Source organism: Pseudomonas sp. NLJ1, assembly GCF_049486705.1.
In the GTDB taxonomy this organism is placed as follows: Bacteria; Pseudomonadota; Gammaproteobacteria; order Pseudomonadales; family Pseudomonadaceae; genus Aquipseudomonas; species Aquipseudomonas inefficax.
In genome coordinates this window covers 2,952,550-2,970,529 of the sequence record NZ_CP137735.1, presented here as the reverse complement: position 1 = coordinate 2,970,529, position 17,980 = coordinate 2,952,550, and the positions used below count along the sequence as shown (strand labels likewise).

Here is a 17,980-nt window from a genome sequence, read left to right as displayed (position 1 = left end):
AGAGTATGCGCTGTCATGGAGTTGCGGGAAAGGCCGGCTACATCAAGAAGGCTCGTGCCAGCCTGACGCTTGTGATGGCGATGGGCTGCAGGGCAGCCCATTGGCGTCAGCTGTCCTTGTTGTGGATGATGATGGTCGGGTCAGCTCCGCTGATCAACGAGTTGATCGTGGTGTTGGACCAGTTCACCCCTTCCAGCTTGATGGTCACGTCGGCGTTGGCGATCCCACCGGTGGCATTGAGCTTGCCTTCGCTGCTGACCTGCAGCGTGGTCGTGCCTTCCACCGTAGTGAGCTTCAGGTAATTGTCGATGGTGCTGCCCTTCTCGCCCTGGAGCAGGTCCTTCAGGTCGATACGGTCGCCTTCGGCTACCTTGAAGTCCTTGATAACGTCTTTGCCGATATCGCCAGCCTTCCATACGAAGGTGTCGGCACCGCTGCCACCGGTCATGGTGTCATCGCCCTTGCCGCCAAGCAGGATGTCATTGCCTTCACCACCGAGCAGGGTGTCCTTGCCCACGCCGCCGATCAGGATGTCATTGCCCTTGCCACCGTCGAGGGTGTCGTCGCCGCCCTGGCCGAACAGGAGGTCATTGCCCGTGCCACCGTTGAGGATGTCATTGCCATCGTTGCTGCGCGAGACATCGAATTCGCTGACGTGCTCGACGATGTACTTGTGCAGCACGCGACCGTCGACATCACCCAGGGCTACACCCAGCTGGCCTGCGACATAGCCCTGTATGGCTTCGACACCGTTGCCGGCGACCGAACCGAAACTCACCAGGTCACCGAAGATGATGTCGTTGCCATCACCACCGTTGACGGTGTCATTGCCAGGCACGGTGGCTTCGGTGTGGCCCAGGATCGCTTCCGCCAGTTTGCTCGGGTCGATATTGGTCTGCGGCTTGCTATCGGTGTCGTAAGGCTTCAGGTCGTTGACATTGACCGCGCTGTTGAGGCCAATGGCCTCCACGCCAGACAGCTTGGACAACAACAGGAAGCTCTGCTGGGAATTGAGGTCTGCATAGTAGTCGGTCCAGCGGTCGGAAGTAGCGTAGGAAAACTCATAGGTACCATCTCCCTGAGCGTGCAACTGTCCGCTTGCGTCACTGTCGTCACGCCAATTGTTGTTATTTGCGGTCCTGTACTGGGCGGTCATGTTACCAGCGGCATCAATGCTGACGCGGTTGTAGTTGCCCACCAGCTTGTTGATGACCACATCGCCCAACTTGTAGTTGATCGACTTCAGCGCGGCATCCAGTGTGTAGCTGGAATTCATGAGCGTGACCTCATGCTCGCCGGCCTGATACACGTTCGGCTGGCCGTCGGTGATGAAGAACGTCTGGCGGCTGCCGGTGTTGCCCGCGTCCATCAATTGCTTGAACCAGTTGGCGGTAGTCTTGAAGGCATCCTCGTAGTTGGTCGAGCCGCTGGAATAGAGCGTATTGAGTGCAGTGTAGAGCGAGCTCAACGCGTTCTTGTCGCCCAGGTTGACCGAAACCGTACTGTTCACCTGGGTGGAGAAGTCCACCAGCAGGATGTTCACTGTGCCGGACTGCGCACCCTTGACGCTGTTGGCCAAGGTATCGAACACCGACTTCAGCGAGTTGCGCGCGGCATCCACCGCACTGCCCATGCTGCCTGAGGTATCGACGATGAACGCAATGTTGTAGTCCTGACCCGGCGTCACGTGCAGGCCACTGATGTCGGCAACGATAACGTCGCTGGTTGCGGTGCCGGTGAAACTGTCGCTGTCGGTGGTCAGGTTGCTGGCGGTGTAGGTGTCCGGATAGACGGTTACCTTGATCGTGCCTTCGGTGGAGGCTTTGCTGCCGCCCACGTTCTCGGTGGCGGTCGAGGTTACCTTCACATCGAAACTGCCCTGGTAGTACGCCGGCGGCTTGATGCTCAGGCCGTTGAGGTTCCAGCCGGTGACGTCAACCGAAGTGGCGCCGATGGTTACGGTATGACCGGCGCCATCGCTGAGCACCGAACCTGCCGGAATGCCGTCCAGCTTGACGCTCAGGGTCTCGGAGCCGTCGGTGTCGGTCAGGTTGGCGGAAATGCCAACCAGCTTGACGGTGCCGTTCTCCGGCCCTTCATTGAGCTTGTAACCGTCGTAGTAGCCCTGGCCATCACTGCCATGGAGGTCGGACACGGAAAGCCCGGCGTTACCCATCGCCGCAACGTTCGGGTACATCGGGATGGCCGAGCTGCTCAGGTCGGTCACCGGGCCGTTACCGACCTTGACGTTGATATCCAGGCTACCCGGGCCGGACTGGTTGGCGTGGTAGATCTCCAGTGTGTAGTAGCCGCTGACAGGCGGCGAGAAGCTGCCTGAGATCGTACCGCCCCCACCCCAGGTGGCACCGACCACGCTGGTTTTGCCGATATAGACCTGCAGGCTGTCATCGGCGGTACCGCTGAAGGTGTAGGTCTGGCCGGCTTCCAGGTAGATCAGGCCGGAGGTCTTGGAGCCAGTGCCGGCGGCAACGCTGCCGCCCGAGTCGGCACTGGTAACCTGCTCGCTCTTGCTGGCACTGCCAGAGTTGGCGAACACGCTCTTCAGCGCTGTACCGCTGATACCGTTGCCGTTGGTGCCCAGGCCCGTGAGGCTGTTCCAGGTTTCCTTGGTCAGGCCAAGCGAATCGGGGGTGTTGCTGCCGATGTTCAGGCCAGGCTTGTCGGCTACAGGCGTGATATCGACCTTCAGTGTGGCCTCGCTGCCAGCAGCGGTACCGTCGGTAGGCTTGTACTTGATCTGGGCATAGTCGGCCTGCTTGTTGCCGACGCCCGTTCCGCCATATCCGTCGATACCCGACTCGTTGGGTTTCGGCACGAACCGCAGGTTGCCGGCAGCGATGTCGGCCTGGCTGACGGTCTGGTTCTGGGCGACGTTGACCCAGGCGGTGCCGTTGAAGAGCTGCAGCGAGCCTGCTGGCAGCTGGGTGAAGGTCACACCCAGGCTCGACAGGGCGCTGTCGACGTCGGAAATATTGAGGTCACTCCAGGTCAGCACCAGCGGCGTATCTTCGACCCCGGTGACGGCGCCGCCGGTGGCGACCGGTGCGTCGTTGACTGCGATCACGTTCACCGTGGTCGTGGCGGTGTTCGAGGTATTCACGCCGTCGGTCACCGTCACGGTGATGACGCGAGGCGTGGTGCTCGGGTTCTCGCTGCTGTTGATGAAGGTGATGTTCTTGATCGCCTGGATATAGTCGGCCAGCGATGCAGCGCCGCTCAGGGTCAGGACTACCTTGCCGTCTGTGCTGTTGGCGTTGACCGTGATGCCGTTGACACTGTTGCCCAGGTTCAGCGCGTCACCCGGCTGGCGGTTGGTCAGGGTGACCGTCGCGCCCGTCAGCTTCGAGCTGTCGAAGTCGGTGATGGTGACGTCCACATCGCCGATCGACACACCACTGCCTGGCTGGTTCTCGGTGAAGGTGGTCTGGTAGTCGGCACCGGTCTTGCCGCTGGAGTCGTTGCCATCCAGGTCCAGAACCGGGGCCGGCTCGAAGATCTGGGTGGTCACGCTGCCGGCGCTGGAGCTTATGTCGAGCTTCTCGAAGTTGCCGCCAGTGGCCGAATCGATCTTGACCGTGAAGTGCTCGGTACCCTCGGTGATGCTGTCCTTGAGGGTCGGGATGGTGAACGTTGCCTGCGTGGTGTTGGCCTTGATCACCACCGTGGCGACGCCGGTGTAGTCCGTGCCATCGGCTGCGGTGCCGGTGTAGCTCAGTTTGACGGTGACGTCGGTCTCGGCCTTGTTGGTCAGGTTCAGGACGTATGTGGCGTTGCCACCTTCAGCGACGGCAGTGGTACCGCTGAGGCTCAGGGTGGTGGTCTGGATGGTGTCCGAGACCGCGGTGACCGCCGCCGTATCGCTGACGTTCAGCTTCTCGAAGTTGCCACCGTTGGTTTCGGTGATCTTCGCCGAAACATTGCCAGCATCGATATAGACGTCATCGGCGGGCGCCGGAACGGTAACGGAGCCGGAGAACTTGCCCGCCTCAATGCTGATCACAGCACCGTTGCTGAGCTTGATCGTCATGTCGGTGCCAGCCTTGTTGGTCAGGGTGGCGACGTAGGTGATCTGGCCACCTTCTGCGACGGTCGGCGTGGCGCTCAGGCTCAGGCCGGTCTGGTCGATGGTGTCGGTGACCTTGGTAACCGCATAGGCACCGTTGGTTGCCAGCAGCTCGAAGTCGCCGCCAGTGGTACCGTCGATCTTGGCCTGAACGTTCCCTGCATCAACGTACACATCGTCGCCCGGGGCGTCGATGGTGATCGAACCCTGCTTCTGACCCGCCGCGATGGTGATGCTCTCGCCGTTGCTCAGCCTGACCACCAGATCGGTGCCGGCCTGGTTGCTCAGGGTAGCGGTGTAGGTGATCTTGCCGCCTTCGGCCACGGTGTCGGTCGCAGTCAGCGAGAGCGTGGTGATATCAGGGGTCGCAGGGTTGTCGGTGACGGTGGTCACTGGCTCGCCAACCGCCACGGTCTTCTCGTAGTTGCCGCCCGAAATGCTGGTGATCTTGTTGCTCAGGTCCAGGTTTGTGTTGTGGACGTTGTTCGGTGCGGTGAACGGCACCGATGCCGACGATTCGCCAACCGGGATGGTGATGGTCTGGCCGTTGGCCAGTTTCACCACCAGGTCGGAACCGGTGACTTTGTGGTTGACCGACGCGGTGTAGGTGACCACGCCACCTTCAGCGACAGTCGAAGTCGCCGTCAGGGTGACGGTGGTGGTGTCGATGGTGTCGGTGACCTTGGTCACAGCCGCCGTGCTGCTGACGTCCAGCTTCTCGAAGTCACCACCGGTGGTGCCGGTGACGGTCACGCTGAGGTCTTTCGCATCGACGTACACATCGTCGCTCGGTGCGTCGATGGTGATCGAAGCTTCTTTCTGACCCGCGGCAATAGTGATGCTCTCGCCGTTGCTCAGTTTGACCACCAGATCGGTGCCGGCCTTGTTGCTCAAGGTGGCGGTGTAGGTGATCTTGCCACCCTCGGCCACGGTATCGGTCGCGGTGAGCGAGAGCGTGGTGATGTCCGGAGTCGCCGGGTTGTCGGTGACGGTAGTCACTGGCTCGCCAACCGCCACGGTCTTCTCGTAGTTACCACCCGAGATATTGGTGATCTTGTTGGTGAGGTCCAGGTTGGTATTGTGGACGTTGTTCGGTGCGGTGAACGGCACCGATGCCGACGATTCGCCAACCGGGATGGTGATGGTCTGGCCGTTGGCCAGTTTCACCACCAGGTCGGAACCGGTGACTTTGTGGTTGACCGACGCGGTGTAGGTGACCACGCCACCTTCAGCGACAGTCGAAGTCGCCGTCAGGGTGACGGTGGTGGTGTCGATGGTGTCGGTGACCTTGGTCACAGCCGCCGTGCTGCTGACGTCCAGCTTCTCGAAGTCACCACCGGTGGTGCCGGTGACGGTCACGCTGAGGTCTTTCGCATCGACGTACACATCGTCGCTCGGTGCATCGATGGTGATCGACGCCTCCTTCGAGCCGGCCGCAATGGTGATGGTCTCGCCGTTGCTCAGTTTGATCACCAGATCGGTACCCGCCTTGTTGCTCAAGGTGGCGGTGTAAGTGATCTTGCCACCTTCGGCCACGGTGTCGGTCGCAGTCAGCGAGAGCGTGGTGATGTCCGGGGTCGCAGGGTTGTCGGTGACGGTGGTCACTGGCTCGCCAACCGCCACGGTCTTCTCGTAGTTGCCGCCCGAAATGCTGGTGATCTTGTTGCTCAGGTCCAGGTTTGTGTTGTGGACGTTGTTCGGTGCGGTGAACGGCACCGATGCCGACGATTCGCCAACCGGGATGGTGATGGTCTGGCCGTTGGCCAGTTTCACCACCAGGTCGGAACCGGTGACTTTGTGGTTGACCGACGCGGTGTAGGTGACCACGCCACCTTCAGCGACAGTCGAAGTCGCCGTCAGGGTGACGGTGGTGGTGTCGATGGTGTCGGTGACCTTGGTCACAGCCGCCGTGCTGCTGACGTCCAGCTTCTCGAAGTCACCACCGGTGGTGCCGGTGACGGTCACGCTGAGATCTTTCGCATCGACGTACACGTCGTCGCTCGGCGCATCGATGATGATCGACGCTTCCTTCGAGCCGGCCGCAATGGTGATGGTCTCGCCGTTGCTCAGTTTGATCACCAGATCGGTACCCGCCTTGTTGCTCAAGGTGGCGGTGTAAGTGATCTTGCCACCTTCGGCCACGGTGTCGGTCGCAGTCAGCGAGAGCGTGGTGATGTCCGGGGTCGCCGGGTTGTCGGTGACGGTGGTCACTGGCTCGCCAACCGCCACGGTCTTCTCGTAGTTACCACCCGAGATATTGGTGATCTTGTTGGTGAGGTCCAGGTTGGTATTGTGGACGTTGTTCGGTGCGGTGAACGGCACCGATGCCGACGATTCGCCAACCGGGATGGTGATGGTCTGGCCGTTGGCCAGTTTCACCACCAGGTCGGAACCGGTGACTTTGTGGTTGACCGACGCGGTGTAGGTGACCACGCCACCTTCAGCGACAGTCGAAGTCGCCGTCAGGGTGACGGTGGTGGTGTCGATGGTGTCGGTGACCTTGGTCACAGCCGCCGTGCTGCTGACGTCCAGCTTCTCGAAGTCACCACCGGTGGTGCCGGTGACGGTCACGCTGAGATCTTTCGCATCGACGTACACGTCGTCGCTCGGCGCATCGATGATGATCGACGCTTCCTTCGAGCCGGCCGCAATGGTGATGGTCTCGCCGTTGCTCAGTTTGATCACCAGATCGGTACCCGCCTTGTTGCTCAAGGTGGCGGTGTAAGTGATCTTGCCACCTTCGGCCACGGTGTCGGTCGCAGTCAGCGAGAGCGTGGTGATGTCCGGGGTCGCCGGGTTGTCGGTGACGGTGGTCACTGGCTCGCCAACCGCCACGGTCTTCTCGTAGTTGCCGCCCGAGATGCTGGTGATCTTGTTGCTCAGGTCCAGGTTGGTGTTGTGGACGTTGTTCGGTGCAGTGAACGGCATCGAAGCAGACGACTCGCCTACCGGGATGGTGATGGTCTGGCCGTTGGCGAGCTTCACCACCAGATCGGAACCGGTGACCTTGTGGTTGACCGACGCGGTGTAGGTCACCACGCCACCTTCGACCACGCTTTGCGTGGCGGTCAGGGTCACGGTGGTGGTGTCGATGGTGTCGGTGACCTTGGTCACAGCCGCAGTGCTGCTGACGTCCAGCTTCTCGAAGTCGCCGCCGGTGGTGCCGGTGACGGTCACGCTGAGATCTTTCGCATCGACGTACACGTCGTCGCTCGGCGCATCGATGATGATCGACGCTTCCTTCGAGCCGGCCGCAATGGTGATGGTCTCGCCGTTGCTCAGCTTGATCACCAGATCGGTGCCCGCCTTGTTGCTCAAGGTGGCGGTGTAGGTGATCTTGCCGCCTTCGGCCACGGTATCCGTCGCGGTCAAGGTGAGCGTGGTGATGTCCGGGCTAGCGGGGTTGTCGGTGACAGTGGTCACTGGCTCGCCAACCGCCACGGTCTTCTCGTAGTTACCACCCGATATATTGGTGATCTTGTTGGTGAGGTCCAAGTTGGTGTTGTGGACGTTGTTCGGTGCAGTGAACGGCACCGAAGCAGACGACTCGCCCACCGGGATGGTGATGGTCTGGCCGTTGGCCAGTTTCACTACCAGATCCGAACCAGTGACCTTGTGGTTGACCGAAGCGGTGTAAGTCACCACGCCACCTTCAGCGACAGTCGAAGTCGCGGTCAAGGTCACGGTGGTGGTGTCGATGGTGTCAGTGACCTTGGTCACAGCCGCAGTGCTGCTGACGTCCAGCTTCTCGAAGTCACCACCGGTGGTGCCGGTGACGGTCACGCTCAGGTTGGCGGCATCGACATACACATCGTCGCTCGGTGCGTCGATGGTGACCGACGCTTCCTTCGAGCCGGCGGCAATGGTGATGCTCTCACCGTTGCTCAGTTTGACCACCAGGTCGGTACCGGCCTTGTTGCTCAAGGTGGCGGTGTAGGTGATCTTGCCGCCTTCGGCCACGGTATCGGTCGCAGTCAGCGAGAGCGTGGTGATGTCCGGGGCCGCAGGGTTGTCGGTGACAGTGGTCACTGGCTCGCCAACCGCCACGGTCTTCTCGTAGTTGCCGCCCGAGATGCTGGTGATCTTGTTGCTCAGGTCCAGGTTGGTGTTGTGGACGTTGTTCGGTGCGGTGAATGGCACCGATGCCGACGATTCGCCAACCGGGATGGTGATGGTCTGGCCGTTGGCGAGCTTCACCACCAGATCGGAACCGGTGACTTTGTGGTTGACCGACGCGGTGTAAGTCACCACGCCGCCCTCGACCACGCTTTGAGTGGCGGTCAGAGTCACGGTGGTGGTGTCGATGGTATCGGTCACCTTGGTCACAGCCGCTGTGCTGCTGACGTCCAGCTTCTCGAAGTCACCACCGGTGGTGCCGGTGACGGTCACGCTGAGATCTTTCGCATCGACGTACACGTCGTCGCTCGGCGCATCGATGGTGATCGAAGCTTCCTTCGAGCCGGCCGCGATGGTGATGGTCTCGCCGTTGCTCAGCTTGATCACCAGGTCGGTGCCCGCCTTGTTGCTCAAGGTAGCCGTGTAGGTGATCTTGCCGCCTTCGGCCACGGTATCGGTCGCAGTCAGCGAGAGCGTGGTGATGTCCGGGGTCGCCGGGTTGTCGGTGACAGTGGTCACTGGCTCGCCAACGGCTACGGTCTTCTCGTAATTGCCACCCGAGATGCTGGTGATCTTGTTGCTCAGGTCCAGATTGGTGTTGTGCACGTTGTTCGGCGCGGTGAACGGTACCGATGCCGACGATTCGCCAACCGGGATGGTGATGGTCTGGCCGTTGGCCAATTTCACTACCAGATCCGAACCGGTGACCTTGTGGTTGACCGACGCGGTGTAGGTGACCACGCCGCCTTCGGCGACAGTCGAAGTCGCGGTCAAGGTCACGGTGGTGGTGTCGATGGTATCGGTCACCTTGGTCACGGCTGCCGTCTTGCTGACTTCCAGTTTCTCAAAGTCGCCGCCGCTGGCGCTATCGATCTTGGCCTGCACGTTACCCGAATCGAGGTACACATCGTCGCTAGGCGCGTCGATGGTAACCGAGCCTTCCTTCTGACCCGCCGCGATGGTGATGGTCTCGCCGTTGCTCAGCTTGACGGTCAGAGCAGTACCCGCCGGGTTGGACAGCGTAGCGGTGTAGGTGATCTTGCCACCTTCGGCCACGGTGTCGGTCGCAGTCAGCGTCAGCGTGGTGACGTCTGGCGTCGCCGGGTTGTCGGTGACAGTCGTGACTGGCTCGCCAACGGCTACAGTCTTCTCGTAATTGCCACCCGAGATGCTGGTGATCTTGTTGGTCAGGTCCAGGTTGGTGTTGTGGACGTTGTTCGGCGCGGTGAACGGTACCGATGCCGACGATTCGCCAACCGGGATGGTGATGGTCTGGCCGTTGGCCAATTTCACTACCAGATCCGAACCGGTGACCTTGTGGTTGACCGACGCGGTGTAGGTGACCACGCCGCCTTCGGCGACAGTCGAAGTCGCGGTCAAGGTCACGGTGGTGGTGTCGATGGTATCGGTCACCTTGGTCACGGCTGCCGTCTTGCTGACTTCCAGTTTCTCGAAGTCGCCGCCGCTGGCGCTATCGATCTTGGCCTGCACGTTACCCGAATCGAGGTACACATCGTCGCTAGGCGCGTCGATGGTAACCGAGCCTTCCTTCTGACCCGCCGCGATGGTGATGGTCTCGCCGTTGCTCAGCTTGACGGTCAGAGCAGTACCCGCCGGGTTGGACAGCGTAGCGGTGTAGGTGATCTTGCCGCCTTCGGCCACGGTGTCGGTCGCAGTCAGCGAGAGCGTGGTGATGTCCGGGGTCGCCGGGTTGTCGGTGACAGTGGTCACTGGCTCGCCAACGGCTACGGTCTTCTCGTAATTGCCACCCGAGATGCTGGTGATCTTGTTGCTCAGGTCCAGATTGGTGTTGTGCACGTTGTTCGGCGCGGTGAACGGTACCGATGCCGACGATTCGCCAACCGGGATGGTGATGGTCTGGCCGTTGGCCAATTTCACTACCAGATCCGAACCAGTGACCTTGTGGTTGACCGATGCGGTGTAGGTGACCACGCCGCCTTCTGCTACGGTCGAAGTCGCCGTCAGCGTCACGGTAGTGGTGTCGATGGTGTCGGTGACCTTGGTCACGGCTGCGCCGCTGTTTACATTCAGTTTCTCGAAATCACCACCCGAGGTTCCGGTCACTTTGACCTGAAGCACTTCAGCATCGATGTAGACGTCGTCGCCCGGGGCATCGACAGTGACCGAGGCCTCCTTCGAGCCGGCAGCAATTGTGATGGTCTCGCCATTGCTCAGTTTGATGACCAGATCGGTGCCCGCCTTATTGGTCAAGGTCGCGGTGTAAGTGATCTTCCCACCCTCGGCAACCGTCGGTGTCGCGCTCAGGGTCAGGTGGGTCATGTCCTTGGTGCCTGGCCCGTCGGTCACGGTCGTTACCGGCTCGCCCACAGCTACGGTCTTCTCGTAGTTGCCGCCCGAGATGTCGGTGATCTTGTTGGTCAGGTCCAGGTTGGTGTTGTAGGCATTGTCTGGCGCGGTGAACGGTACCGACGCAGACGACTCGCCAACCGGGATGGTGATGGTCTGGCCGTTGGCCAGTTTCACCACCAGGTCGGAACCGGTGACCTTGTGGTTGACCGACGCGGTGTAGGTGACAACGCCGCCTTCAGCGACAGTCGAAGTCGCCGTCAGGGTGACGGTGGTGGTGTCGATGGTGTCGGTGACCTTGGTCACAGCCGCCGTGCTGCTGACCTCCAGCTTCTCGAAGTCGCCCCCGGTGGTGCCGGTGACGGTCACGCTCAGGTCTTTCGCATCGACATACACATCGTCACTCGGTGCGTCGATGGTGATCGAAGCTTCTTTCTGACCCGCGGCAATAGTGATGCTCTCGCCGTTGCTCAGTTTGACCACCAGATCGGTGCCGGCCTTGTTGCTCAAGGTGGCGGTGTAGGTGATCTTGCCGCCTTCGGCCACGGTGTCGGTCGCAGTCAGCGAGAGCGTGGTGATGTCCGGGGTCGCCGGGTTGTCGGTGACAGTGGTCACTGGCTCGCCAACGGCTACGGTCTTCTCGTAGTTACCACCCGATATATTGGTGATCTTGTTGGTGAGGTCCAGGTTGGTGTTGTGGACGTTGTTCGGCGCGGTGAACGGCACCGATGCCGACGATTCGCCAACCGGGATGGTGATGGTCTGGCCGTTGGCCAATTTCACTACCAGATCGGAACCGGTGACCTTGTGGTTGACCGACGCGGTGTAGGTGACCACGCCGCCTTCGGCGACAGTCGAAGTCGCGGTCAAGGTCACGGTGGTGGTGTCGATGGTATCGGTCACCTTGGTCACAGCCGCAATGCTGCTGACGTCGAGTTTCTCGAAGTCACCACCGGTGGTGCCAGTGATCGTTACGCTGAGGTCTTCGGCATCGCGGTACACGTCGTCGCTCGGCGCATCGATGGTGATCGACGCTTCCTTCGAGCCGGCCGCGATGGTGATGGTCTCGCCGTTGCTCAGCTTGATGACCAGGTCAGTGCCAGCCTTGTTGCTCAAAGTGGCGGTGTAGGTGATCTTGCCGCCTTCGGCCACGGTATCGGTCGCAGTCAGCGAAAGCGTGGTGATATCCGGGGTCGCAGGGTTGTCGGTGACGGTAGTCACTGGCTCGCCTACAGCCACGGTCTTCTCGTAGTTGCCACCCGAGATGCTGGTGATCTTGTTGCTCAGGTCCAGATTGGTGTTGTGAACGTTGTTCGGTGCGGTGAACGGCACCGAAGCAGACGACTCGCCAACCGGGATGGTGATGGTCTGGCCGTTGGCCAGTTTCACCACCAGGTCCGAACCGGTGACTTTGTGATTGACCGATGCGGTGTAGGTGACAACGCCGCCCTCGACCACGCTTTGCGTGGCGGTCAGGGTTACGGTGGTGGTGTCGATGGTGTCGGTGACCTTGGTCACAGCCGCAGTGCTGCTGACGTCCAGCTTCTCGAAGTCACCACCGGTGGTGCCGGCGACGGTCACGCTCAGGTCTTCAGCATCGAGGTAGACGTCGTCGCTCGGCGCATCGATGGTGATCGAGGCTTCTTTCTGACCTGCCGCGATGGTGATGCTCTCGCCGTTGCTCAGCTTGACGGTCAGAGCAGTACCCGCCGGGTTGGACAGCGTAGCGGTGTAGGTGATCTTGCCACCTTCGGCCACGGTGTCGGTCGCAGTCAGCGAGAGCGTGGTGATGTCCGGGTTCGCAGGGTTGTCGGTGACGGTGGTCACTGGCTCGCCAACCGCCACGGTCTTCTCGTAGTTGCCACCCGAGATGCTGGTGATCTTGTTGCTCAGGTCCAGGTTGGTGTGGTGGACATTGTTCGGCGCGGTGAACGGTACCGAAGCAGACGACTCGCCCACCGGGATGGTGATGGTCTGGCCGTTGGCCAGTTTCACCACCAGGTCGGAACCGGTGACCTTGTGGTTGACCGACGCGGTGTAGGTGACAACGCCGCCTTCAGCGACAGTCGAAGTCGCCGTCAGGGTGACGGTGGTGGTGTCGATGGTGTCGGTCACCTTGGTCACAGCTGCCGTGCTGCTGACATCCAGCTTCTCGAAATCACCACCGGTGGTACCGGTGACGGTCACGCTCAGGTTGGCGGCATCGACATATACGTCGTCGCTCGGTGCGTCGATGGTGATCGAAGCTTCCTTTTGGCCCGCAGCAATGGTGATGCTTTCACCGTTGCTCAGTTTGATCACCAGGTCGGTGCCTGCCTTGTTGGTCAAGGTGGCGGTGTAGGTGATCTTGCCGCCTTCGGCCACTGTCGGCGTCGCAGACAGCGTCAGGCTGGTAGTGTCCTCGGAGCCTGGGCCATCAGTGACCGTTGTGCTGACTGGAGCCTTGTCCAAGGTCAGCTTTTCAAACTTCCAGGCGTCTGCGCCGCTGACCGCGTCGATCGCGTTCACTACGGGCTGAGCGCCTACATAGACATCATTCGGCGCGGTTACGGTGATCGAGCCAGTGTTGCTGTTGGCTGGCACCTCAATAACGGTCTTGCCGTCGCTGAGGGTGAAGTACAGCGGCTGATGGTTGTTGATCGGCAGGCCGTCCTGGCTGGTCAGCGTGACGGTGTAGGTGATCTGGCCGCCTTCGGTGACGGAATCGGTAGCCGTCAGCCTGGCCACCACTTCGTTGATGGTGTCAGTCACTTTCACCGACGCGTCGCCGCCAAACTGCAGGTTCTCGAAAGTGCTGCCTGCGCTATCGGTCGCCGCTTTGATCCCAACACCGATGGTGCCGGCATCCTGGTAGACGTCGTCACCCTGTTCGGTGTGGGTGTACTGCGCGCTGGTTTGCCCCGCCTTGATCGTGACCTGGGCATTGTTGCTCAACGTCACGACAAGATCGTGCGCCAGAACGGTGTTGACCCTCACGGTAAAGGTCGGGTTCTGGTTCTCGGGGACCGACACCTGGTCGGCCTCGATGCTGACCAGGACGAGATCGCCCCCAGTGCCGGGGGTGCCGGGCTCGTCAGTCACTGTGGTACTGACCTCGGTCTTGTCCAGGGTCAGTTTCTCGAATTTCCACACATCCGCACCGCTGACCGAGTCGATCGCGTTGACCACCGACGGATTGGCGCCCATGTAGACGTTGTCTGGCGCGGTAACGGTGATCGAACCGGTTGTGCTGTTGGCCGGTACCTCAACAACGGTCTTGCCATCGCTGAGGGTGAAATACAGCGGCGACTGGTTGTTGAGCGGCAGGCCATCCTTGCTGGTCAGCGTAACGGTGTAGGTAATTTCTCCACCTTCGGTGACGGACTCGGTAGCAGTCAGTTTGGCGACGACTTCACTGATGGTGTCCGAGATCTCAACGGTAGCCGGGCCTCCGAAGGTCAGCTTCTCGAAGGTGGCACCCGAGACGGTGGCATCCGTGACGCTGAGCGTGACGGAGCCGGCATCCTGGATGACGTCATCCCCCTGGGCGGCGGTCTTGTATTCCACTTCGGTCTTGCCGGCCTCGATGGTCACGGTGTCGCCGTTCAACAAGGTAACCGTCAACGGACGGTCCAGTGCCTGGCTTACTTTCACCGTGAAGGACGGCTGCTGGTCCTCGGTCACGTTGCCATTACTGACGATGCTAACGGTGACGGTATCGATGCTGTCATTGATGACAGTCGATGCTGGCGTCGGGTCTGGCGTCAGTTGCTCGAAATTGCCGCCGGTGGCGCTATCGATGGTGACATTGACGGTCGAGCCGTTGTTGTAGACGTCGTTGCCCGGGGTCTGGAAATCGACGCTGCCCTGGGTCTTGCCGGCTTCAACGGTGATGGTCTGGCCATTGGACAGGGTCACGGTCACCGGGGTCTGGGCTGGGTTGCTCAGGGTCACGGTGTAGGTGATCACACCGCCTTCGGTCACCGACGGAGTCGCCGTCAGGGTCGCGGTGGTGGTGTCGACCGAGTCGTTGATCGTGGTTTGAGCCGGGGTCGGATTCGGCGTCAGTTGCTCGAAGTTGCCACCGGTCGCACCGGTAATCGTGGTGCTGACGGTCGAGCCGTTGTTGTAGACGTCGTTGCCCGGGGTCTGGAAGTCGACACTGCCCTGGGTCTTGCCGGCTTCGACGGTGATGGTCTGGCCGTTGGACAGGGTCACGGTCACCGGACTCTGGGCTGGGTTGCTCAGGGTCACGGTGTAGGTGATAACACCGCCTTCGGTCACGCTTGGCGAAGCGGTCAGCGTCGCGGTGGTGTTGTCGACCGAGTCGTTGATCGTGGTCTGAGCCGGGGTCGGATTCGGGGTCAGCTGCTCGAAGTTGCCACCGGTCGCACCGGTAATCGTGGTGCTGACGGTCGAGCCGTTGTTGTAGACGTCGTTGCCCGGGGTCTGGAAGTCGACACTGCCCTGGGTCTTGCCGGCTTCGACGGTGATGGTCTGGCCGTTGGACAGGGTCACGGTCACCGGACTCTGGGCTGGGTTGCTCAGGGTCACGGTGTAGGTGATAACACCGCCTTCGGTCACGCTTGGCGAAGCGGTCAGCGTCGCGGTGGTGTTGTCGACCGAGTCGTTGATCGTGGTCTGAGCCGGGGTCGGATTCGGGGTCAGCTGCTCGAAGTTGCCACCGGTCGCACCGGTAATCGTGGTGCTGACGGTCGAGCCGTTGTTGTAGACGTCGTTGCCCGGGGTCTGGAAGTCGACACTGCCCTGGGTCTTGCCGGCTTCGACGGTGATGGTCTGGCCGTTGGACAGAGTCACGGTCACCGGCGTCTGGGCTGGGTTGCTCAGGGTCACGGTGTAAGTGATAACACCGCCTTCGGTCACGCTTGGCGAAGCGGTCAGCGTCGCGGTGGTGGTGTCGACCGAGTCGTTGATCGTTGTTTGAGCCGGAGTCGGGTTCGGCGTCAGCTGCTCGAAGTTGCCACCGGTCGCACCGGTAATCGTGGTGCTGACGGTCGAGCCGTTGTTGTAGACGTCGTTGGCCGGGGTCTGGAAATCGACGCTGCCCTGGGTCTTGCCGGCTTCGACGGTGATGGTCTGGCCGTTGGACAGGGTCACTGTCACCGGGGTCTGCGCCGGGTTGCTCAGGGTCACGGTGTAGGTGATCACACCGCCTTCGGTCACCGACGGAGTCGCCGTCAGCGTCGCGGTGGTGGTGTCGACCGAGTCGTTGATCGTGGTTTGAGCCGGGGTCGGATTCGGGGTCAGCTGCTCGAAGTTCCCGCCGGTAGCACCGGTAATCGTCGTGCTGACAGTCGAGCCGTTGTTGTAGACGTCGTTGCCCGGGGTCTGGAAGTCGACACTGCCCTGGGTCTTGCCGGCTTCGACGGTGATGGTCTGGCCGTTGGACAGGGTCACGGTCACCGGAGTCTGGGCTGGGTTGCTCAGGGTCACGGTGTAGGTGATCACACCGCCTTCGGTCACCGACGGAGTCGCCGTCAGCGTCGCGGTGGTGGTGTCGACCGAGTCGTTGATCGTGGTTTGAGCCGGGGTCGGATTCGGGGTCAGCTGCTCGAAGTTCCCGCCGGTAGCACCGGTAATCGTCGTGCTGACAGTCGAGCCGTTGTTGTAGACGTCGTTGCCCGGGGTCTGGAAGTCGACACTGCCCTGGGTCTTGCCGGCTTCAACGGTGATGGTCTGGCCATTGGACAGGGTCACGGTCACCGGCGTCTGCGCCGGATTGCTCAGGGTCACGGTGTAAGTGATGACACCGCCTTCAGTCACGCTTGGCGAAGCGGTCAGAGTCGCAGTCGTGGTGTCGACGGTATCGGTAACCTGGGTAATCGCTGGCGTTTGCGGCACAGTCACCGTCAGCCCGCCGCCCCCGGTGGTGCCCGTTACGGTCGCCGAAATCTGGCCGCCGTCGATATATGGGGTATCGTTTGCCGGGACCACGACGTTGACGCTACCCGAGGTCTGCCCGGCCGGAATGACTATTACGGCCCCGTTGGAAAGGGTGATGACCAGGTTGGTACTCGGCGCTTGACCAACCGTAGCGGTATAAACGATTACGCCACCCGCTTCGCTGATGGAAGGGGTAGCGCCAAGAACCAGGTCGGTAGCAACGTTGGTGTCCGCCGCCGGTGTAGTCACCTGGTTGTTGCTGGTGGTATCCAGCACGCCAACCTCTTCTCCATCGAGCACGGCAGCAAAGCCCAGCCCGTCGGTCGGGAAGCCGACGGTAGGGTCGACCCGGCCCGCGGTTTCTTCGAGCATGACAAAGCTGTGGCCACCGCCCAGTGCGCCACCACCGCCCGCCGACGATGGGCCAGCCGCGGGCGCTTCAAGCTCGGTAGTCGGGTCGACACCGGCAGCGATCGCCTGTTGCAGTTCCTCCACCGACGGTGCGGCCTGCGCGGTAGCCTGGCTCAGGTCGGTGCTGCTTTCCGGCGCATCAGCGCTCCACTGGCTGTCTCGCCCAAGGTCGAGCACACGGCCATCGGCCAGTTCCAAAGTGACTGCACCGCCCGGGCCGGTGAGTACTTCCTCACCAGCCAGCAGGCGGTCCCCTTCGATCAGAACACGTCGAATGCCCTCTGGGGATACCGCAATAACCTGGCCGACAATACTTTTGACGATGGCTACAACGCTGCTCATTGGACTCTCCGTGTGACCCGATGGGTACTTCCCTGCCAGAGCGGCGCTCGCAGACCACTTCAGGCGGAACTATGTCGATGATCTCTGGCCGCTTACTGGCGTCAATATCCCGTCTATAACTTTTTGGAATTGACCAAATGCCAAACAATTGACCTTATATAATGCAATCCTAAACAATCAACAATGTAATGTCACATTGATATTTGGATCCTAGCCACGCGTTTTGTAAATAAGTGCCGTACATCATCGAAAGCGCGTTCAGTGGGTACTTTTCAGCATCTTCTCCCGACCTGAGTATCGTAAAGACCGCGCCAGGACAACCGCTCATCGGCAGCTAACAAAGATTCAAGCGTCAAGTTACTTTCGCTAGCTCGGGCCATTGCTTGGACACAAGCACAAACCTTGCCTAAAGGTGGTACCGCTGCGTAACTTGCTGTAGATCAAGGAGATAGAGGCACTGTGCAAATACTGCAAGCTCGAAAATGAGAAAGCGTTGCCGATTGTCCAGCCAAGTCTGTTGGCGACCTGCTTGCCAACAAATATATCTTGCGCACTTACTTACTGAGCACCGTCAATAAATAAGCGCCTACTTATTGACGTGGCATGAGTCGATACCGACTACACCTCTGTCGTCAGCCAGATGGCAGGCTATGCTGAAACTGATTCGGCTTGGAGCTGACTGGATCAAAAATGAAACATCCACCTCCCAGCATCGTCTGCCAGGAATGAAGACCGTAGAATTGTTTACTCAATACCGATTCAAGGCGACCATTGGCCCGTACGCCTAGGTGCCGTAGCCTCATGATCATTGCCTGG

The 17,980-nt window shown here is 60.8% G+C and carries 1 protein-coding gene; it reads right to left on the bottom strand.

Annotated elements, in window-relative coordinates:
- Nucleotides 1–106: 106 nt before the first annotated feature.
- Nucleotides 107–17,164 (bottom strand): retention module-containing protein, encoded by a 17,058-nt coding sequence (locus R9B85_RS13275; protein WP_423770284.1) that lies wholly within the window; start codon nucleotides 17,162–17,164, stop codon nucleotides 107–109.
- Nucleotides 17,165–17,980 lie beyond the last annotated feature (816 nt).